The organism is Paraburkholderia phenoliruptrix (assembly GCF_047325075.1).
GTDB lineage: Bacteria > Pseudomonadota > Gammaproteobacteria > Burkholderiales > Burkholderiaceae > Paraburkholderia > Paraburkholderia phenoliruptrix.
Genome location: NZ_CP168531.1, coordinates 3,839,285 through 3,859,972, shown reverse-complemented (window position 1 = coordinate 3,859,972; position 20,688 = coordinate 3,839,285). Strand labels below are relative to the sequence as shown.

The window sequence follows — 20,688 nt, the reverse complement described above, 5'->3', positions numbered from 1 at the left end:
AAGCTCTGGCTGCCTGCGGGCTGGCGCATTCCAATGGCGGCTTTCGAGCGATGCGTTCGAAGACCGGACGAACGCAAACCGACCCGCTCCGCTCAGACGACCTTCTTCGAAGCGGGCGGCGCAGACAACCGTGAACCGACCACCCACCATTTGGCTCACTCAGGCTTACGCGACCACCGCAACTACAGCGAAAACTCGTCGAACACGAGATGCCGCAGCCATTGATTACCCGGCTCGCGATGATTCTTCGCGTGCCACAGCACGTTAATGGCAATGTCGGGAATCTTCACGGGGCAGGGCGCCTCTTCGAGCCCAAACGGAGACAGCGTCCTTGCCGCGTAGGCTTGCGGTACGACGGCAATCAGGTCGGTCGTCTGAAGGATATGGCCGACGGCGACAAAATGCGGCACACGTAGGCGCACGTTCCGCAATACGCCGGCGCGCTCGATCACATCATCCACCATGCCGTGGCCCGTGCCTTCCGCGACGATCGACACGTGCTCCGCCTCGCGGAATGCGCCGAGCGTCATTCCGGTCTTCGCAATGGGATGACCCTTGCGAAAAATGCACACATAGCGTTGCTTGAAGAGACGGCGCTGAAAAAAGCCTGTCTTCAGATCGGGTATGAAGCCCATTGCCAGATCCACACGCCCCGCCTCCATTTCTTCCTGAAGCGTTTCGGACGTTCTGCGCACCGTGCTGACGGTAACGTTCGGCGCTGCCTTGCCGAGCCGCTTCATGAGCGCTGGCAGGAAATAGATTTCGCCGATGTCCGTCATGGCAACCGTGAACTTGCGTTTGCTCGACGCAGGATCGAATGTCGTGGTGGCGTTCAGTGTGTTGTAGATCGCGCCCAGCGCATAGCCGATAGGTTCTGCGAGCGCCTCGGCGAAGGGCGTCGGGATCATTCCCTTCGATGTCCGAAGGAACAGTTCGTCGCCGAGAAGGCGGCGCAACCGGTTCAACGCGTTGCTTATGGCTGGCTGCGAAATGCCGAGCGTGCCTGCGACGGCCGACACGCGCCGCTGCCGCAGCAGTTCGTTGAAAACCACCAGCAGGTTCAGGTCGATGTCGTGAAGCTCCATGGCTTGTCTCTCGCGTTTTCCCACGCTTCACATTATCACTGCCAGTGATAACGCATATCAAGCGACTTCTATTTATTTATAAGTTGGCCAGTCGCATCATGTGCTTCATCAAGACCAGCCCGGAGACACTGGCGCCATGAAAGTCACTATCGTGCCGCTGCAACGCACGCTGGATGCGCGTGCCGGAGACAATCTGCTCGATGTTCTGCGAGCCAACGAGGTTCCCGTTTCGTATAGCTGCATGTCGGGCCGTTGCGGCACGTGCCGTTGCCGCGTCGCGTCGGGCCGGGTGCTCACGGCCGGCAATGCGGAATCCAACGCGCCGGTCAACAACGGCGAAGCGGTGCTTGCCTGCCAGACGACGCTCGTCGAGGATTGCGCAATTGAAATTCCGGAGATGGACGAGATCGTCGTTCATCCCGCGAAGATCCTGAAGACGACTGTGCTCTCCATCGAGAACCTCACGCACGACATCAAGCGTCTGCGGCTCAAACTCCCCAAGGCATTCGAATTTTCGCCCGGACAGTACGCCAATCTTCAGTTCACGCCTCAGCACGTACGGCCGTATTCGATGGCGGTCACGCAGAATCCCCACGAACTCGAGTTCCACATTCGCGTCGTGCCCGACGGCCGCGTGACTTCGTATATAGCAAACGACCTGAAGGTCGGCGACAGCGTGCGCGTGAGTGGGCCGCTCGGCACCGCGTATCTGCGCCGCAAGACGGATGGCCCGATCGTCTGTATCGCGGGAGGAACCGGGCTCGCGCCGATTCTCGCCATTCTGCGGGGCATCGAGCAGGCTGAGATGGCTAACGACGTGCATGTCTATTTCGGTGTGCGATCAAAAGCCGATGTTTACGGCGAACCCTGGCTTGCCGAATTGCAGCAGCGCGTCAAACGTATGCGATTTCACGTCGTGGTGGCGTCGGGCAAAGCGGCGGACGACTACCGCAGCGGCGTCGTCACGCAGGCCGTCAGCGACGACTGGCGCGACATGAAAGGCTGGAGTGCGTACGTCGCGGGGGCGCCCGTCATGGTCGATGCTGCGTCGCTCCTGTTGCGGCAAAAAGGCGTGGCACCCGAGCGCATCTACGCGGACGCGTTTCATGCGAGTGGCGTTTGACCGACGCATAGCGCGAATCATTATTTCTGGAGACTCACATGACCGAGGCCACCGTCGCGTTCCGGCAGCCGGACTGGAAAGACTCAGGCAGTAGCCGTATTCCGTTTTCGGCCTACACGGACGAAGCCATTTACAGGCGCGAGCTCGAGCGCTTCTTCTATTCGGCGCATTGGTGCTATGTCGCGCTGGAAGCAGAGATCCCGAATCCGGGCGACTTCAAGCGCACTGTCGTGGGCGAGCGTTCCGTGATCGTCACGAGGGCGGCGGACGGCGAGATACATGTCGTCGAAAACGTCTGTGCACATCGCGGCGTGCGCTTTTGCCGGCAAAAGTCAGGCAACCGGAAGGACTTCACCTGCCCGTATCACCAGTGGAATTACGACCTGAAGGGCAACCTTGTGGGTGTACCTTTCCGGCGCGGCGTGAAGCTCGACGGCAAGATCAACGGCGGAATGCCGTCCGATTTCGATCCGAAGGAGCACGGACTGACCAAGCTGAACGTCGCCGTGCGAAACGGCGTGGTGTTCGCGTCATTCGATCATGACGTGCCGTCGCTCGAAGAGTATCTGGGTCCGACGATCCTGCGCTATTTCGACCGCGTATTCGATGGGCGCAAGCTCACCATTCTCGGCTACAGCAGACAGCGCATTCCCGGCAACTGGAAGCTGATGCAGGAAAACATCAAGGATCCCTATCATCCCGGCCTCTTGCACACATGGTTCGTCACTTTCGGCCTCTGGCGCGCGGACAACAAATCGGAGCTTCGAATGGACGAGCATGGCCGCCACGCCGCGATGATCTCCACGCGTGGCACGGGCGGCAAAGGCGACGTGACAAGCGGCGTGTCCAGTTTCAAGGAACAGATGACCTTGCACGACGAGCGCTTTCTGGATGTGGTCAAGGAGGAGTGGTGGGGCGCACCGACCGCGGTGATGATGACGCTTTTCCCGAGCGTGATCATCCAGCAGCAGGTTAATTCGGTATCCACACGGCACATCCAGCCTAACGGCCACAACTCATTCGACTTCGTGTGGACGCACTTCGGCTTTGAAGAAGATAGCGAGGAGATGAAGAGGCGCCGGCTGCGCCAGGCGAACCTGTTCGGGCCAGCCGGTTTCGTTTCCGCCGACGACGGCGAGGTAATCGAATTCTCGCAGGAAGGTTTCGAACAGAAGCCGTTTCATCGAACTATCGCGGAACTGGGCGGGCGCGACGTGAGCGACGCCGACCATATGGTGACCGAAACGCTGATCCGCGGCATGTATCGCTACTGGCGCAGCGTGATGGAGGCTTGAGATGCTCGACTTCGCAACCTATCAGCAACTGCTCACCCTCTACGCCGATTATGCCGCCGCGCTCGACAACAACGAATTGCAGAAGTGGCCGGAGTTTTTTACTGAGGAGTGCGTGTACAAGGTGCAGCCTCGCGAAAACTTCGAGCACGGTTTTCCGCTTGCGACGCTCGCTTTCGAGAGCCGCGGCATGTTGAAAGACCGCGTCTATGGCGTGACAGAGACGATCTTTCATGATCCGTACTATCAGCGGCACGTGGTGGGCGTGCCGCGCATCCTGGACGTGGACGCCGAGCGGATCCGCGCCGAGGCCAACTACGCGGTGTTTCGCACGAAGCCCGACGACATCACAAGTGTCTTTAACGTGGGGCGCTACGTCGACACGATTCGGCGAACGAACGAAGGTCTGAAGTTCGAGTCGCGACTCTGCGTGTTCGACAGCGAAATGATTGCCAACTCGCTCATCTATCCGATTTGAGGCTACTCATGACACAGCAATGGACCCAAGTTATCGAGTTGGCTCAAGTGCCCAGCGACGACGTTGTCGCCGTGCAGGCGGCCGGGAAGGAACTGGCCATATATGGCGTAGATGGTGAGGTATTCGCCACTGACAACATCTGCACGCACGGCCATGCGCGCCTATGCGACGGCTTCCTCGAAGGCCACGAAATAGAGTGCCCGCTTCATCAGGGACGCTTCGATATTCGAAATGGACGTGCGATGTGCGAGCCACTCACGAGCGATATCAGGACCTATCCGGTGAGGATCGAAGCCGGGACCGTATTCGTGAACATCGACCCGCAATCGTAGGAGACACACATGACTGTGCAAACCCGGCATGAAGACCGCGCGGCCTATTATGCGCTGATCGCGCAGCAGGGACTCGCGCCGCTGTGGGAATCGCTGCACAACCTCGTGCCGAAAGCGCCCCGGCCGCAAGCGCAGGCCGCCATCTGGAAGTATGCGCAGATCCGCGAACTGGTGATGCAATCGGGCTCGCTGATCAGCGCTGAAGAAGCAGTCCGGCGCGTGCTCGTGCTTGAGAACCCTGGGCTCGCTGGCAGGTCGAGCATGACGCAGACCCTGTATGCGGGACTCCAACTGATCCTGCCGGGCGAGATTGCACCGAGCCACCGGCACACGCAGTCCGCGCTGCGCTTCATCGTCGAGGGGCGCGGCGCATGGACGGCTGTCGATGGCGAACGCACGACCATGAAGCCGGGAGACTTCATCATCACGCCGTCGTGGACATGGCACGATCACGGCAATCCTTCGGTCGACGAAGGCGGTGAGCCGGTGATCTGGCTGGACGGCCTCGACATTCCGCTCATCGCGAATCTCGACGCCGGCTTCGCCGAAACGTATCCCGAGTCGACGCAACCTGTCTTGCGTGCAGAAGGGGACAGCTTCGCGCGCTTCGGACAGAACATGATGCCGGTGCGTCACCAGTGGAGTGGACCCTCGTCGCCGATATTCAGTTATCCGTATGAAAGAAGTCATGCGGCAATCGATGCGCTCTTTCGTCGCGGTGAGCTCGATGCATGGGACGGCGTCAAGCTGCGCTACGTCAATCCGGTTACGGGTGGCTGGCCGATGCCGACCATTGCGGCGTTCATGCAGTTCCTGCCCGGTGGATTTACAGGCAGGACGTATCGCAGCACTGATGCGACCGTCTATTGCGTTGTCGAGGGTGCGGGGGCGGCGCGCATCGGCGACAACACATTCGCGTTTGAGCCTCACGACGTGTTCGTCGTGCCGTCGTGGCAACCGGTTGCGCTTGATGCATCGAGCGACTGCGTGTTGTTCAGCTATTCGGACAGGCCGGTACTTTCAGCGTTGAATCTGCTGCGCGAAGAGCGCGCCTGAAAATACAGGTCGTGACGGCGCGTGCCGACAGGAATGCATGGCACCCGTGTTTCTTATTGTTCCCACTCAGCGAGCTCTCTCATCATGTCTTTTGTTTTTCCTCCTGAAGCACCTGTCAGCCTGTATGTTGCCGGCAACAACGACCGGTTCGCGGTGCGCCGCGTTTACTGTGTAGGCCGCAATTACGCCGCGCATGCGCGCGAGATGGGCTTCGATCCGGATCGCGAGCCGCCGTTTTTCTTCTGCAAGCCTGCGGATGCAGTGGTACCTGCCGTGTATGGCGAAACGCTGCGGCTCGATTATCCGTCGCAAACGCGCAACTACCACTATGAAGCGGAACTTGTGGCAGTGATCGGCAAAGCAGGCTCGGATATCGCGGTCGACGAGGCGCTTCATCATGTGTGGGGCTATGCAGTCGGGCTCGACATGACGCGTCGCGATCTGCAGATGAAGATGCGCGAGATGGGGCGCCCCTGGGAAATCGGCAAGGCGTTCGATCGTTCCGCGCCGATCGGGCCGATCCATCCTGCCGCCGAGGTCGGGCATTTCGCTGAAGGCGGGATCTGGCTCGACGTCAACGGCGTAACGAAGCAGAAGAGCGATGTCTCGCATCTCATCTGGTCGGTGGCGGAGACGGTCGCGGATCTCTCGAAGTACTTCGAACTGCAGCCGGGCGATGTGATCTTTACCGGCACGCCGGAGGGCGTCGGCGCGGTGACCCAAGGCGACACGATGACCGTGGGCGTGGAGCGTCTCGGCCAATTGACCGTTGCGGTCGTATGAGCGGGAGGCGGGCGTGATGCAGCTGCATAGCTTCTTTAACAGCTCGACCTCGTATCGCGTACGCATTACGCTCGCGCTGAAAGGCCTCGACTACGACTATCGGCCGGTCAATATCCGTGCGCGGGACCATCATGAGACGCGCTATGTCGAGCAGGTCAATCCGGCGGCGGCGGTGCCCGCTTTGCAGGACGGCGACTTCACGCTGGGGCAGTCGCTCGCCATCATCGACTATCTCGACGCGCGTTATCCCGAGCCGCGGCTCATTCCGGCCGAGCCTGCGCTGCGGGCACGCGTGCTCGAGCTTTCGTCGCTGATCGCGTGCGACATGCATCCGCTCAACAATCTGCGCGTGCTCGGGTATTTGCAGACGGTGTTAATGGTCTCGCCCGAGCAGAAGGGCGCGTGGTACATGCACTGGGTGCACGAAGGAATGAAAGGCGCCGAGCGGATTCTGGAACGTCATGGAAGCGGCGCGTGGTGCTTTGGCGACGCGCCCACGCTTGCCGATTGCTGTCTCATTCCGCAGATGGCGAATGCGCAGCGCATGGGCTGCGATTTGGCCGGCTATCCGCGAAGCGTTGCCGTGTATGAGCACGCACTCACGCATCCCGCGTTCGAGGCTGCAAAGCCGCAAAACCAGCCGGACTTCGTGGCGGCATGAGCCGGACGCTGCGAAAAAGCCAGGCGTCAGCTTTCGTCGGCGGAGGCGGCGAGTTCTTCTTCCAGTTTGTCGAGCAACAGGAAGATATCGGAGAGGTTTTTCTTCAGTACCTTTAGCGCGGTCGGTGAGAGATTGCCGATTGCCACAGCTTCGAAGTGTTGAGCGATAGGCACGAGTTGCTGAAGCAGTTTTTCCCCGCCATTCGTCAGGCTGATCGCAACGGTGCGGGCGTTGTTCTCGAGCCGGCTGCGCGAGACGAGCTTCGTCTTTTCCATTGTGCCGATTAGCCGCGATAGCGTGGAAAGCTCGATGGTGGTCATGTCCGCGAGATCGTTCAGGCGCTGTCCCGGCACCTCGTGCAGCGCGGCCATGACACGGTACATCGGCAGGGTAACCCCGTAGGAGGCGATGCGGCGCGAGAACAGATCTCCCATGCGGACGCCCACGCGGTTCAGCAGATAGGGGAAGGATTCGGTGAACTTGTACACGGTGTGGCCCCTCGATATCGATTGGCGGATTCTATCAAAGCAACAGTTTCGGCTTCATTATTTTCATTGCCAACAATTGCAAATGAAACTATAGTGATTGCAACGGGGTGACGAAGCCCGATATTTCAAGGAGACGCCATGGACACCACCGCCGTATCGCCACCACTTGCTCTGCCGGCGCGGGCGCCGATTGCCACTTCCTTTCGGGCCGCGATGCGACGCATCGCCTCCACTGTGACAGTCGTGACCGCTTCGGATGGCGAACGTCGTCACGGAATGACCATGACAGCCGTCAGTTCGTTGTCGATGGAACCGCCCTCCATGATCGTCTGCGTGAACCAGAACACGTTCCTCCACGACATCCTGATGTCGGCCAGGTGCTTCTGCGTGAACGTTCTCAAGTACGACCAGGTGGATGTTTCCGCCGCATTCAGCGGAGCCACGCCTGCGGCGCAGCGTTTCGATGTAGGCGACTGGAAGCGCATAGCGGAAGGCGGCGTCGACTATCTCGGCACCGCGCAGGCCAATGTGTTCTGCACCAAGGTCGCGGCGGTTCCGTTCGGCACGCACACAATCTTTATCGGTCAAGCGGATGAGGTGCTGCTAAACGAAGACGACCGTCCGCTTCTATATAGAAACGCGGCTTATTGCTGAGTGACACCAACGCAGATCGGCCCGGCGGATCGACGCACGCGGGCGGGGATCAGATATCTGGAGGGACATCATGTTTGTTGCAGAAAAAGAAGAACGGTCCGTGAATGGGGCTGGGCAGCCCACGGTCGAGCAGGTTCGTGCCGGCGTATCCGCGCTCGGCGCAGTGCTGAAATCTCGCGCGCAGAAGGTCGAAGCCGAGCGCCGCGTGCCGATGCAGAACATCGAAGCATTGCGCGACATCGGCTATTTCGATCTCGTGAAGCCGAAGGCATTCGGCGGGCTCGAATATGACTTCTCCGCGCTTGTCGATCTGAACATGGATCTCGCCAAAAGCTGCGCTTCCACGGCGTGGGTGGCGGGGCTTCTCGCGGCGCACCAGTGGCTCGTCGCGTCGTTCGCTGAAGAGGCGCAGCGAGATGTGTGGAGCAGCAATCCCAATGCGCTTGTTTGCGGATCGTATGCGCCTGCGTGTCAGGCACAGGCAACCGAAGGCGGTTACCTGCTCAGCGGACGGTGGAGTTTTGCGAGTGGCTGCGAATGCGCGCAGTGGTCGCTGTGCGCCGCGGTGATTCCACCCGAAGGCGACAGGGACAAGCCGGCGCCCGCGTTCCTGCTCGTGCCCGACTCGGACTATCGGATCGAGGACACCTGGCATGTAGTGGGGCTCGCGGGCACGGGCAGCAAGACGCTTGTTCTCGATAACGTCTTCGTGCCGAAGCATCGCCTGCTGTTCTTCTCGGAGACCACCAGTGGGCAAACGCCCGGTGCGCGCGTCTATAGCGGGAGCCCCGGGTTTTCCATTCCGATGTTGAGCGCGATTCCGTCGTGCCTTGCATCGGTTGCGGTTGGGGCCGCACAGGGGGCGTTCGACGACTACCTCGAGCGCACGGCGCGCCGCGTGACACGAGGTGCAGTGGCCGGTGCACAGAACCGCATGGCCGAATTCCCGACCATCCAGTTGCGTGTTGCCGAGGCCGCAGCGAATACGGATGCCGCGCGCAAGATCCTGCTCAGCGACCTGCGGGAACGCGAAGCCACTGTTGCCCGGCGCGAACGCGTGTCGGTCGAGGAGCGCATCAGGAGCCGGCTCGGACAGGCATTCGCCGTGTCGCTCGCCATTCGCGCGGCAGAGGCGCTCAATGCGTCGACGGGCGGCCAGGGCCTCGATCTTTCTCACCCGGTTCAGCGCGCATGGCGCGACGTCAATGCGGTGGGCCGGCATATCAGCATGAACTGGGACACGGTGGGCACCATGTACGGGCAGATGGCGCTCGGCCTCGAGCCTAAGGGCCAATATTAAAGTCGAAGGAGACATCGCATGGCTTTCAAAGCAAGCCGGAAAATCGCGCTCGAAGAGCACTTTGCCATTGACGCGACGGTGCAGGATTCCGCGGGCTTCGTGCCGCCGTCGTATTGGGTGGAGTTGAAACGGCGCCTACTCGACATTCATGATCGTCGCATCGACGAAATGGACCGCAATGGTGTCGAACTGATGGTGCTGTCGCTCAATGCGCCGACCGTGCAGGCCGTGCCCAATATCAAGGACGCCTACGATCTGTCGCGCCGCGCCAATGACTTTCTTGCGGAGCAGATTGTGAAGCGGCCGGATCGTTTCAAAGGTTTTGCCGCGGTGCCGATGCAGTCTCCGGACCTTGCCGCGCGCGAACTGGAACGCTGCGTCAAGGAGTTGAATTTCGTCGGCGCGCTGGTCAATGGTTTTTCGCAGGTGGAGGAGTCCGGCACGGCGCTCTACTACGACTTGCCTCAGTACCGGCAGTTCTGGTCGGTGGTGCAGGCGCTCGACGTTCCGTTCTATCTGCATCCGCGCAATCCGTTGCCCGCGCATGCGCCGATTTACGAAGGACACCCGTGGCTGCTTGGCCCAACGTGGGCTTTCGGCCAGGAAACGGCAGTGCATGCATTGCGGCTGATGGGTTCCGGTCTTTTCGACGAGTACCCGGAACTGAAGATCATTCTCGGGCACATGGGAGAAGGGCTGCCCTATAGCATGTGGCGCATCGACAACCGCAATGCATGGGTCGAGACCCAGCCGAACTATCCGGCGAAGAAGCGCATTGCCGAGTACTTTCACAAGAACTTCTGGCTTACCACGTCGGGCAATTTCCGGACGCAGACCTTGATCGATGCGATGCTCGAAATAGGCTCGGACCGCATTCTTTTCTCCACCGACTGGCCATTCGAAAACGTCGATCATGCGGCGCAATGGTTCGACGACGCGGCGATTAGCGAAAACGATCGCATCAAGATCGCCAGAACCAACGCAGCGCGGCTGTTCAAGCTGGAGCCGTGACGGTCGTTCATACGCACAGCAGAACCTGAAGCACTAAAGCGATAAGCGACGGGGGTGCGCGCGGCAATGTCGAGCCGCGATGCACCCGGTTCGAAAATACAAAATGGAGTGAGACACATGCACAACGATTCTATCGATGTGAATGCGGAGTTGGCCGATGCACCTGTCGGCGGCATGCACATCAAACTCGGCATTCTGCTCGCGTTGATGACGTTATTCGACGGCTACGACACGTTCAATCCCGCTTACGTCATCCACTATGTGCGCGGGCCGTGGCAACTGTCGCTGCAGCAGGCAGGGCTGCTAGTGTCGAGCGGCCTCGTCGGTTTTCTCTTTGGCGCAGCGATCCATGGCGCGATCGCCGACCGCTTCGGCCGCCGTATCACACTCATCGGCGGACTCTGGATCACAACGATCTTCTCGCTGTTGACAGCACTCGCGGCAGGCTCGTTCGCCAGCTTCTGCGCGTTGCGCGTTCTCACGGGCCTGGGTCTCGGCGTGCTATTGCCGCTTTCCACGACCTACATCAACGAGCTTGCGCCGCGACGCATCGAGAACACCTTCGCGCTGTGGGGCGTGGCTCTCGGCTGGGCCGCGGGCGGCGCGGCGGCTGGACTCGTCGGCGTGTTTGTCACGCCTCACACGGGCTGGCAGGGACTGTACTGGATCGGCTCGCTCTCCGTTCTGCTGATTCCGTTCGTGCACCTCTACCTGCCGGAGTCGCCGAAGTTCGCGCTCTTGCGAGGCCGCGAGACCGAGGTCAGAGATATTCTCGCCAGGCTGCGGCCGCAGCGCGCTCATCTTTATCGAACGCTTTCGATCAGAAAGCCCTCCACCTCCGAAAAGGCACCTGTTCTCGCCCTGCTCGCCGCACCGTATCGCCGGCTTTCCATCGCCATCTGGCTGACGAGTTTTCTGAGCCTCTTTTGCATCTTCGGCCTTTCGGGCTGGATTCCGACATTGATGCAGGCACGCGGCGAAAGCTTCGGCGCGAGCTTCGCGTTTGGCGCGCTGATGCAGGTCATGTCCTTTGTAGGCGGCCTCGTGTGCGGACGCCTCGTCGATCGAACCGACCGTCCGCGATTCTGGCTTTGCGCGTGGTGGGCGACGGGCGCCGTCGCCGTGCTGACGCTCATGTTCCTCCAGTCGCATTGGGTGAACCTGGTCTGCAGCGCGATGGCGGGCTTCTGCATTATCGGCGGTCAGTTCGTTCTCAACAATTTCACGGCGACTTCATATGAAACGCGGATGCGCGCGACCGCGGTGGGCATGGAACTCGCCGTCGGACGGCTCGGCGCGATTCTCGGCCCTTTCATCGGCGGGGCGTTGCAACAGATCTTCGGCACTTCGCAGGCGACCCTGCTCGCCATTGTGATCGCGGCGGCGGGAGCGGCGGTGACGGTCCGATTCGCGACCAGATCGGCAGATTGCGGCTGTGATAGCCGCAGTGAAGCGGTGGAGGCGACTACCGCCATGACATCCGCAAGCAAGCTCAAGCAGGAACTCGGCTAGCGGCGCGGCCGCTTTCGAGCCGGCAACGCGATAGACGCAGCAACAGTGCATAGTAGAACTAATAGTAAAATCAATGGAGACTTCGCAATGAAAAAGACGGTGTGCAGTGGTGCAATTCTCATGACCGCTTTGTCGGCCCATGCGCAAAGCAGTGTGACGCTTTATGGCATTGTGGATGTGGGCCTGAGTTATCAGAATAGCGCTCAAACCGGAAAGCAGGGTGGTCAGATCAACGGAAAAAGCCTCGTTGCGATGACCGACGCACACGCCACCGGTTTATCCGGCAGCCGTTGGGGCCTGCGTGGCACCGAAGATCTCGGCAATCAGCTTAAGGCGATCTTCGTGCTCGAGAACGGTTTCATGGTCAATAGCGGCACGCTCGCGCAGGGCGGCGCGCAATTCGGCCGCCAGGCTTACGTGGGCCTCTCGTCGCCGAACGCCGGCACGGTGACCGCAGGCCGTCAATACGATCCCGTGGTGGAGTCGATCCAGCAGTTTTCCGCGCCTTTCTGGGCCGGCTATATGTCGTCCCATATCGGCGATATCGACAATCTCGCGAACACGAATCGCATCAACAATTCGGTCAAATATACGACGCCGAGCTTCGGCGGCCTGAAGGCGGGGGCACTCTACAGTTTCGGCGGAGTCGCCGGCAGCCAGTCGCGCAACCAGATCTGGTCGCTCGGTGTCAGTTACAACGGCGGCGCGTTTTCCGCCGGCGCGGGTTACCTGAATGCCCGCAATCCCAACGTTTCGTTCTACGGCAATACGCCCAACAAGGGCCTTGCGACGGCGAACAACATCGGGTCGGCCGGCTCTGCAACGGCGCCGGAGGCGCTGCCCGCTTACGCTGGTTACGCGTCGGCCAATACGCTCGAGATCATCGGCGTCGGCGCTTCCTATGTGCTGAGCCAGACGACAGTGAGCGCGATTGTCACCAACACGCGGTTCGAAGGCCTCGGGTCGAGCTCCGGGCCGAATGCTTTGGGCTATAGCGGCAATGCGGTGTTCACGAGCGCGGAAGTGGGCGTGCGGACCTTCGTTACACCGGCACTGCTTGCAGGTGTTGCGTTCGACTATACGACGCGCAATTCGGTGAAGGGCGACGGCGGCGCCAAGTATATGCAATTGAACTTCGCCGTAGACTACAGTCTCTCCAAGCGCACCGATGTCTATGCACTAGCAGCGTTGCAGCGGGCCACGGGCCGCGATTCGCTCGGGCAGTCTTCCGTTGCTGCAATCAGCGGATTTACGCCGTCGGCAACCGACAAGCAGCTCGGCGTGCGCGTGGGCCTGCGTCACAAGTTCTGAATGGAGAGGAAGGGAGAATACGTTGCGCAACGTCGATGAAAACACGATTACACACATCGTGTTTTCTCGGCAGCACGACGATGGGCTCGCACCACAAGCTGTGCCACACGCTAGGCGGGGCTTTCCGACAGTCGGCACCGCATGCTCATCAGTCGTGGGACGAATACGCCAAGGCCACGGCTCAGGCTCCCGGCGCGGCTTTGCGGCCGGCGCAAAGCCCTCCTGCTAAGGCTCCCTGACCCGAAACGTTGGACCAGAATCAGGCTTGCGCGACCCTGAACACCGCGACCGCCCGGCGCAGGCTGTTCGCCTGTTCCGCCATCGCCTGGGCGGCCGCCGTTGCCTGCTCGACCAGCGCTGCGTTTTGCTGCGTGACTTCGTCCATCTGGCTGACCGCCACGTTCACCTGCTCGATGCCGTTGCTCTGCTCATTCGATGCATTGGCGATCTCGGTCATGATCTGCGTCACGCGTTGCACCGAATGGACCAGTTCATTCATAGTCGTGCCCGCATCGACGACGAGAGACGAACCCGCGTTTACATGCTGCACCGAAGCGCCGATCAGCTCCTTGATCTCCTTCGCAGCGGTTGCGCTGCGCTGCGCAAGTGTGCGCACTTCGCCTGCGACGACCGCGAAGCCGCGACCCTCTTCGCCCGCGCGGGCTGCTTCGACTGCTGCATTGAGCGCCAGAATGTTCGTCTGGAACGCAATGCCTTCGATCACCGTGATGATTTCCGCGACCTTGGACGAACTGCTCGAAATATCGTGCATGGTCGTGACCACGCGCTCGACGACATCGCCGCCTTGCGCCGCCGTGCTCGACGCCGTGTTCGCGAGCGAGCTCGCCTGCAACGCGTTCTCCGTGTTCATGCGCACCGTGGACGTCAGCTCTTCCATGCTCGCCGCCGTTTCTTCGAGCGATGCGGCCTGTTCCTCGGTTCGTTGCGACAGGTCGACGTTGCCTTGAGCGATCTCACCTGCTGCCACCGAGATCGACTCTGCCGCTGACTTGATACCCGTCACCACACCGCTTAGTTGTTGGCGCATCGATTCCAGCGACGCCACGAGGCTGTGCCGGTCAGCGGCATTGTGCCGGATGGTCGTGGTGAGATTTCCGTCGGCGATCGTCCGGACCATTTCGACGGCGTAGGTCGGCTCGCCGCCCAAGGCGCGGTACAGCCGTCTTCCCATGAAAATGCTCACACCTGTGCCGATCGCCACGCCGGCAACCGCCAGCGCGATGAGGAGGGAACGCAGCAGCGAAAAGCGCTCACGCGACGCCTCGTACTCGCTCTTTGCAACGTCGACCTGCAACTGCCGCAGGCTGCGCATCGCGGTCATTGCCTGCGGCATGGCGGCGTCGACAGCCTGATGCAGGACGGTAGATGCCTGCTCCTGCTGATTGGCCGCCAATGCCGCGCGCAACGGTGCAAAGCCTTTGGTTTCGAGCGTATCGTAACTGTTCCGGAACGCGTCGGCGAGTTGCTTCTCGGTCGGCGTGAGGTAGCTGGACATGTAGTCCTTCCACACGGCTTCGAGTTCGCTGCGGTCCTTGTCGGCACGCTCTATGGCCGCCGTGGGCGGGTTGGTCTGCGGCTCGAGTGTGGCGCGCGATAGTGCAAGGAGCTGATCCTGCAGCCGGTTGCTGACCTGCGCCAGTTGCTGGATGCAGACTGTACGGTCTTCGTAGACGCTACGCAGAGCCTCGCCCGTTTGTCCCATCCCGTACAGTCCGGACGACGCGATGACCAGCATGGATATACCCATCGATCCAGCAATGAGGGCGAGTTGAGATTTGACGGTGATAGTTGGCATGGCTTAAAAGGTACTGTGCATGCACCATATATCGGCAAATCTGCACCAAGCTTGAGCGCTCGCTCTCTTTGATAACTCTCCCGATCACACCATCTTCCAGAGCATCGCCGCTATCGTGCCCTGATCCTGGAACACCTTCAGGACGTCGGGGATGCCGGTGATCGGCACATTGTTGACCGTGACGAAGAACGCAATGCGGCGGCCGCTCTTCGCATCGATATAACCGGCGAGCGCCTGACCCTTCAGAATCGGCGTGCCCGGCGCGGCCGGGTTCTCGGTGACGTACGTTCCTGTTTTCGCGTGAACCTGTCCTTTCGCACCCGCGAGCGTCGAGTCCGCTTCGAAGTCGGTGATGCTCGCGAGAGAGCCGTCCACGCCGAGTACCGGCAACGTATCGAAATAGGGGGCAAACGCTGGCTTCGTCCTCATCCCGCGCAGCATCGCAATGACGGCACGGGCATTGGCCGTCGTATCGCCACCGCCGCTGCCGTCGATGAAATGATATTGATCCGGCGAGATGTTGAACGTGGCGGACAATTCGCCCTGTTCCGCCTCGAGCGAATTCGCCATCGTGGTCGATCCATTGTGAGCGAGACCGAATTGCATCAAGGTCACGTCCGCGCCGATGTTGTAGCTGACCTTGTTGACGAATCGCAAGTCCTGCGCATAGGTCGCCGATGTCAGTTGCGCCACTTGCTGGCTACTCGAATACGAGCCCTTGGCGGGCAACAGTTGCACGGGATTTGCTTCAACCGGCGCGGCCGTCACCGTCACGCCCGCGCGCGCGAGGGCTTCAATAAACACGGTGCGCGCGTAATTGGAGGGCTGCGTGACGCGAAACGTGCGGACCAGTGGATAGGCATTCGTCAAAGGGGGCACGAGCCCCGCGGGAACGTTGCCGCTGACCGTGCCCACGCAATTGGGCGCGCCGATGCATGTCGGCGATTCCGGGTCGAGATCGATCGCGAGCTTCGACGTTGCGCTGCCGGTTGTCAATGTGGATTGCACGGAGAACGCCGCCGACTTCGGGCGCCAGTCGAACGGAACCGCGGCACCCCCCGCGCTTTGCGCGAGCGTCACGTCGACCACGTCATCGTTGACGAAGATGGGTCGCACGTCGAACTGGTCGCGGAAATTGAATGGTTCGAACAGGCGGTCGTCGATCACGACATCGCCGTTGATTGTCGTGATGCCCGCGGCGGCGACTTGCGCCGCGAGCGAATCGTAGCCCGCGAGGGGATCCGGCGTGGTCAGCACCGCATTGCCCAGCGCGTTCGCTTCGTTGTGATCGAAGGCGGTGAACGCGGTCGTACCGTCCGGATTGGCACGGCCACCCATCGTCAGATCGCCGCTCGCCACCAGAATCAGACTGCCGTTGAGCGTCCCGTTCGGTGCAACGCTGCCCTGGCGGTAGACGGGCGTGACAAAGCGATGATCGGCGCCCAGAGCGTTGAACGCGTTGCCGGTCGAGAAGAGCTTGCGCACCGAGCCGATGAGCATCTGCGTGTTCGAGTTCAGATCGTAGATCACACCACCGGAGTCCAGATCGACCACTTGCATCGACCAGCTCGCATTCTTATAAACCGGCTTTTGCATGATCTGCATGATGGATGTGGGCACGGTCGTATTCGAATTGACCGACCCGCCGCACGATGCGAGCAGACAGACGCTGGTAACCACCGTCCAGCGCTTGCACTGGCGGCCGATCATGGAGGCTGTCTCGACTGTCTCGCTCATCTCGCGTCTCCGCTTCGATTTCTTTTTTGCGAACTGAATGCCTGCAATCCTGGCGCGCGGCGCCGACGGTCAGCAGTTAGCCGTGTGTGCCAACCCGCGCGGGCAGTCTACTCACTATATAGTCCTTCAAGAGCGGAGCGTCCGTTCATTTGCAGCCGAAATGCTGGCTTTGGGCGCCGCTCGTACCTCGTCGATTGAACCCGCACGGAAGAATTCTCAGGCGGCTGGCTATCGCCACAGCGGGGGCATTGACGAGCGAAGATCGGCGCACTCGCCGATATTGCTGCTGGCGCGCTTCTCGGCTTCTTCTTCGAGGAAATTGGACCGAACATCTATAACGAGGGCGTGGTGGATGCACAAGAACGGCTCCTGCAACGCGTCTCGAAGCTTGCGTGCCGCACCGCTTCTTTACGCGCGAACCGTCCCGTTTTTCGCAAGGCGCGCGGCGAGTAGCGATAGCGCGTCATAAGCGTCGCGCGCAGCAGGATCCCACACGCCGATCGCGCGAACGTGGGCTTTCACCACCTCTGTATCGCCTCGCGCGGCGGGGCCCGTGAGCGCTTCGCGCGGGCCGAGCGCGAGCAGGTTGTCGGTGGCGTTGCGAAGCAGCGTGCGCAGCATGTCCTGCATCAGCGCTTCCGGAAGCCCTGCGCTGCGCCATAGTTCGCTCGACAGGGACGCGAGCACGGGGAGAAAGTTGGACGCGATCACCGCAGCGCTGTGGTACAGCGTCTTCTGTTCGCTGCGGATCTCGAAACACCGCGCACCGACGGCCGTGAGCGTCTCGCCCCACGCGCGACAAGCTTGAGGATCTCCTTCGATTCCGACCGGCGTTCCTTCGAACTGGAACACGGCCGTTCCCGGGTCCGCGAAACTCAGCACCGGATGCGCGCTGGCCGCGGACCAGCCGATGTTCCGCAACGGTGCCAGCGCATCCGAGCTCAGCGCGCCGCTGCAGTGCACGACGATCGATCGGGCATCGCGCTCGAACCGGCGTGCGAGCTGGTCCGCGACTTCCCGGATGCGGGTGTCCGGTACCGACAGCAGGCAGATGTCGGCAGGCTCGAGCAGGCCGAGATCATCGACCGGTCGTCCGGCACCGACGAATTCGACCGCCGCGCGCGCGCATGCGATGTCGCAATCGTAAATCTGCCCCACGTCGGCAACGCGGTTCGCGACGATCAGGTTGCCCAGTGTTTTGCCGACGCGGCCAGCACCTACAATAGTCAGTTGAGACATGGCGATTCCCCGGCGACGGCCCGCAACGGCCGTCGCACCGTTGCGGCGATCAATCGTGCCTGATCGCGATGGTCTTCAGCGCGGTAAAGCCGAGCAACGCCTCAAAGCCTTTCTCGCGGCCATGTCCGCTTGCCTTCACGCCGCCGAACGGCAGTTCCACGCCGCCGCCGGCGCCGTAGTTGTTGATAAATACCTGTCCGGCCTGCAGCTTGCGCGCGAGCCTCAGCGCCCGTGCGCCGTCCCGTGTCCAGACGCCGGCGACGAGGCCGTACTGCGTGCCGTTCGCGAGCGCGACCGCTGCGTCCTCGTCGTCGAACGGCATGGCCGCGAGCACCGGGCCGAATACCTCTTCCTGTGCGAGTTCGCTGTCAGGCGGCACGTCGCGGAACAGGACCGCTTCGTGGTAGTAGCCCGCATTGGAGGCGCCCGCCGCGATGGTGCCGCGGGCCGCCACGCGAATGCCGTCGGCCTGCGCCCGTTCGACGATAGCGCGGACCCGCGCCTGCTGCCTGGCGTTGACGAGCGGTCCCATCTCCAGGTTCATCGACGGCGGCCCCGAACGCAGCCGCGCAAACTGCTGCGCCAGACGATCGAGCACGCGCCCGTAGACGCTGCGCTGGACGAGCAGGCGGCTGCCGGCCGAGCAGGTCTGACCCGCGTTCTGCACAATCGCGTTGACGATAACGGGCAGCGCCTGGTCGAGGTCGGCATCGTCGAACAGCAATTGCGGCGACTTGCCGCCCAGCTCGAGCACCGTGGGGCAGTGACGCTCGGCAGCGGCGCGCCCGACCAGCGCGCCCGTTACCGTCGACCCGGTGAATGAAACGTGACCAATGCCACGATTGGCCGACAGTGCCGCGCCGGCTTCGCCGCCCAACCCCGTGACCACATTGACGGCGCCGGCCGGAAAGCCGACCTCGGCTGCGATTTCGGCCAGCCGGAGAATGGACAGGCTCGCATCTTCCGCCGGCTTGACCACGCACGCATTGCCGGCGGCGAGCGACGCACCGACGGAGCGGCCGTAGATCTGCATCGGGTAATTCCACGGAATGATGTGGCCCGTCACGCCGATCGGTTCGCGCACCGTCAGTACCGTGAAGCCAGCCTGATAGGGCAGCGTGTCGCCGTGGAGCTTGTCCACGCATCCGGCGTAGTACTGAAGGTAGCGCGCCAGCACCGCCGCATCGGTACGCGCGGTGTTCAGCGCCTTGCCCGTGTCGCGCGCTTCGAGCTGCGCGAGTTCGTCCGCATGCTGCGAGACGGCCGCCGCGTACGCGAAGAGCAGGTTGCTGCGCTCGACCGGTGACAGCTTCGCCCACGGGCCGTCCAGCGTATCGCCCATCGCGCGCTGTGCTGCGGAAACGGCGCGCTGCACGTCCGTTGCGTCGCCCCGTGCAATCGTCGCAAACGGTTCGCCGGTGCTCGGGTCGACGACTTCGATCCGCATGCCGGTATCCGGCGCGACGCGGGCGTTGTCGATATAGTGATCAAATTGCATGGGTCATTCCTCGATCGATGCCGGATTCATGATGGTGTCCGCTATCGCGGCGCCCAGTTCTTCGGTGGTGGCGGTGCCGCCCATGTCGCGCGTGCGCGGGCCGGCCACGAGCACGGACTCGATCGCGGCGACGATTCCGGCGGCCGCGGCTTCGTAGCGCGATTCGCCACGACCGAGGTGCTGAAGCAGCAACGCGGCCGACCAGATCTGCCCGATCGGATTCGCGATGCCTCGGCCGGCGATGTCGGGCGCCGAACCGTGCACCGGCTCGAAAAGCGACGGGAAGCGGCGCTCGGGGTTCAGGTTCGCCGACGGCGCAATGCCGATCGTGCCGGTACAGGCGGGGCCGAGGTCGGACAGGATGTCGCCGAACAGGTTAGACGCGACGACGACATCGAAGCGATCCGGGTTCTGCACGAAGTGCGCGCACAGTATGTCGATGTGATATTTGCTCGTTTCGATGTCCGGGAACGACCGGGCGATTTCCGCGAGCCGCTCGTCCCAGAACGGCATGGTGATCGAGATGCCGTTGGATTTCGTCGCCGCCGTCAGCCGCTTTTGCGGGCGCGAGCGTGCGAGCTCGAACGCGAACCTGAGCACGCGGTCGACGCCGACGCGCGAGAAAACCGACTGCTGCACGGCGATTTCCCGGTCGGTCCCGGCGAACATCCGGCCGCCCACCGTCGAATACTCGCCTTCCGTGTTCTCCCGCACGACGATGAAATCGATGTCGCCGGGTTGGCGTCCGGCGAGCGGCGCGGGCACACCCGGCATGAGGCGCACTGGACGCAGGTTCACGTATTGATCGAACTCGCGCCGGATCTTGATCAGCGATTCCCACACCGCGACGTGGTCCGGCACGATATCGGGCGCGCCGACCGCCCCGAAGAAAATGGCGTCGTGCGCGCCGATCTGCCGTGCCCAGTCGGCCGGCATCATCGTGCCGTGGCGAACGTAGTGATCGGTACACCAGTCGCCGAACTCGTCGAACGCCAGCGGAATGTCGAAACGGTCGGCAGCGGCGCGCAACACGCGCAAGCCTTCGGGCATCACTTCCTTGCCGATGCCGTCGCCGGCGATAACCGCGATGCGGTGCGGGTTCTTCATAGTGCGGGAAGCCTCCATGGCGAAGCTGGCGTCCCGCACGGGAGGGGCAGACACGGGAAGGGGCGTGAACCGCAGCCTCGAACTGCTGCGCGAGCTTCGATACGCGACGCTGCACCGATCACTCTGGATCGCGTCGGCGTGTCTCCTGTGTCTCTTTCCGTTGCGGTAACCGGCGGACTGTTGAATCTGTCCGTCGAATCTACTT

20 protein-coding genes are annotated in these 20,688 nt (G+C 61.9%); 13 read left to right on the top strand and 7 right to left on the bottom strand.

From position 1 onward, the window contains the following. Positions 1-182: 182 nt before the first annotated feature. The gene (locus ACEN8U_RS29055) at positions 183-1,085 is read right to left on the bottom strand and encodes a LysR family transcriptional regulator (RefSeq protein ID WP_310105424.1); all 903 of its coding nucleotides are present in this window, start codon (positions 1,083-1,085) and stop codon (positions 183-185) included. 136 nt (positions 1,086-1,221) lie between these two features. On the opposite strand from ACEN8U_RS29055, the gene ACEN8U_RS29050 reads away from it, so the two are divergent. The 7 genes from ACEN8U_RS29050 to maiA all read left to right on the top strand — a co-directional run bounded on the left by ACEN8U_RS29050 (position 1,222) and on the right by maiA (position 6,810). Further along, positions 1,222-2,208 carry an FAD-binding oxidoreductase gene (locus ACEN8U_RS29050; RefSeq protein ID WP_310105426.1) on the top strand — a complete coding sequence of 329 codons (987 nt, stop codon included), beginning with the start codon at positions 1,222-1,224 and terminating at the stop codon, positions 2,206-2,208. A gap of 38 nt (positions 2,209-2,246) precedes the next feature. After that, positions 2,247-3,503 (top strand): aromatic ring-hydroxylating dioxygenase subunit alpha, encoded by a 1,257-nt coding sequence (locus tag ACEN8U_RS29045; protein WP_013587301.1) that lies wholly within the window; start codon positions 2,247-2,249, stop codon positions 3,501-3,503. Between the two features lies 1 nt (position 3,504). Next, positions 3,505-3,978 carry an aromatic-ring-hydroxylating dioxygenase subunit beta gene (locus ACEN8U_RS29040; protein WP_310105429.1) on the top strand — a complete coding sequence of 158 codons (474 nt, stop codon included), beginning with the start codon at positions 3,505-3,507 and terminating at the stop codon, positions 3,976-3,978. A gap of 8 nt (positions 3,979-3,986) precedes the next feature. Further along, on the top strand, positions 3,987-4,310 hold the full coding sequence (locus tag ACEN8U_RS29035) for a non-heme iron oxygenase ferredoxin subunit (protein ID WP_310105431.1): 324 nt from the start codon (positions 3,987-3,989) through the stop codon (positions 4,308-4,310). Between the two features lie 9 nt (positions 4,311-4,319). Then, the gene (gene gtdA / locus ACEN8U_RS29030) at positions 4,320-5,366 is read left to right on the top strand and encodes a gentisate 1,2-dioxygenase (protein ID WP_310105433.1); all 1,047 of its coding nucleotides are present in this window, start codon (positions 4,320-4,322) and stop codon (positions 5,364-5,366) included. 84 nt (positions 5,367-5,450) lie between these two features. Further along, complete coding sequence (locus ACEN8U_RS29025) at positions 5,451-6,149, top strand: fumarylacetoacetate hydrolase family protein (RefSeq protein ID WP_310105435.1); 699 nt, start codon at positions 5,451-5,453, stop codon at positions 6,147-6,149. Positions 6,150-6,165: 16 nt separating this feature from the next. Continuing rightward, on the top strand, positions 6,166-6,810 hold the full coding sequence (gene maiA, locus ACEN8U_RS29020) for a maleylacetoacetate isomerase (protein WP_310106348.1): 645 nt from the start codon (positions 6,166-6,168) through the stop codon (positions 6,808-6,810). Positions 6,811-6,836: 26 nt separating this feature from the next. Here maiA and ACEN8U_RS29015 read toward each other — a convergent pair whose 3' ends face one another. Then, positions 6,837-7,298, bottom strand: a complete 462-nt coding sequence (locus ACEN8U_RS29015) for a MarR family winged helix-turn-helix transcriptional regulator (RefSeq protein ID WP_310105436.1) — start codon at positions 7,296-7,298, stop codon at positions 6,837-6,839. A 138-nt stretch (positions 7,299-7,436) separates the two neighbouring features. On the opposite strand from ACEN8U_RS29015, the gene ACEN8U_RS29010 reads away from it, so the two are divergent. From ACEN8U_RS29010 to ACEN8U_RS28990, 5 genes are all read left to right on the top strand, one after another. Next, entirely contained in the window at positions 7,437-7,952 is a 516-nt protein-coding gene (locus ACEN8U_RS29010; protein ID WP_310105438.1) for a flavin reductase family protein, read from the top strand. A gap of 70 nt (positions 7,953-8,022) precedes the next feature. Then, the gene (locus ACEN8U_RS29005; protein WP_310105440.1) at positions 8,023-9,252 is read left to right on the top strand and encodes an acyl-CoA dehydrogenase family protein; all 1,230 of its coding nucleotides are present in this window, start codon (positions 8,023-8,025) and stop codon (positions 9,250-9,252) included. Positions 9,253-9,270: 18 nt separating this feature from the next. After that, complete coding sequence (locus tag ACEN8U_RS29000) at positions 9,271-10,263, top strand: amidohydrolase family protein (RefSeq protein WP_310105442.1); 993 nt, start codon at positions 9,271-9,273, stop codon at positions 10,261-10,263. A gap of 117 nt (positions 10,264-10,380) precedes the next feature. After that, positions 10,381-11,775: an MFS transporter gene (locus ACEN8U_RS28995; RefSeq protein WP_310105443.1), complete on the top strand. Its 1,395-nt coding sequence runs from the start codon at positions 10,381-10,383 to the stop codon at positions 11,773-11,775. Positions 11,776-11,862: 87 nt separating this feature from the next. After that, positions 11,863-13,086 carry a porin gene (locus ACEN8U_RS28990; RefSeq protein ID WP_310105446.1) on the top strand — a complete coding sequence of 408 codons (1,224 nt, stop codon included), beginning with the start codon at positions 11,863-11,865 and terminating at the stop codon, positions 13,084-13,086. 259 nt (positions 13,087-13,345) lie between these two features. On the opposite strand, the gene ACEN8U_RS28985 is transcribed toward ACEN8U_RS28990, so the two are convergent. Continuing rightward, positions 13,346-14,902: a methyl-accepting chemotaxis protein gene (locus ACEN8U_RS28985; RefSeq protein WP_310105449.1), complete on the bottom strand. Its 1,557-nt coding sequence runs from the start codon at positions 14,900-14,902 to the stop codon at positions 13,346-13,348. Between the two features lie 84 nt (positions 14,903-14,986). Beyond that, positions 14,987-16,639, bottom strand: coding sequence for a D-alanyl-D-alanine carboxypeptidase/D-alanyl-D-alanine-endopeptidase (dacB, locus tag ACEN8U_RS28980; protein ID WP_310105451.1), 1,653 nt, complete (start codon positions 16,637-16,639; stop codon positions 14,987-14,989). Positions 16,640-16,900: 261 nt separating this feature from the next. Here dacB and ACEN8U_RS28975 point away from each other — a divergent pair, with 261 nt between their 5' ends. Continuing rightward, positions 16,901-17,092: a DUF2164 family protein gene (locus ACEN8U_RS28975; protein WP_413658638.1), complete on the top strand. Its 192-nt coding sequence runs from the start codon at positions 16,901-16,903 to the stop codon at positions 17,090-17,092. Here ACEN8U_RS28975 and ACEN8U_RS28970 read toward each other — a convergent pair. The 3 genes from ACEN8U_RS28970 to ACEN8U_RS28960 are packed head-to-tail and all read right to left on the bottom strand — an operon-like array spanning position 17,048 to position 20,483. Further along, positions 17,048-17,878, bottom strand: a complete 831-nt coding sequence (locus tag ACEN8U_RS28970; protein ID WP_310105454.1) for a DUF2520 domain-containing protein — start codon at positions 17,876-17,878, stop codon at positions 17,048-17,050. The genes ACEN8U_RS28975 and ACEN8U_RS28970 overlap by 45 nt on opposite strands. Positions 17,879-17,927: 49 nt before the next feature. Continuing rightward, complete coding sequence (locus ACEN8U_RS28965) at positions 17,928-19,376, bottom strand: aldehyde dehydrogenase family protein (protein WP_310105457.1); 1,449 nt, start codon at positions 19,374-19,376, stop codon at positions 17,928-17,930. Between the two features lie 3 nt (positions 19,377-19,379). Then, positions 19,380-20,483 carry a tartrate dehydrogenase gene (locus ACEN8U_RS28960; protein WP_013587316.1) on the bottom strand — a complete coding sequence of 368 codons (1,104 nt, stop codon included), beginning with the start codon at positions 20,481-20,483 and terminating at the stop codon, positions 19,380-19,382. Positions 20,484-20,688: the final 205 nt, after the last annotated feature.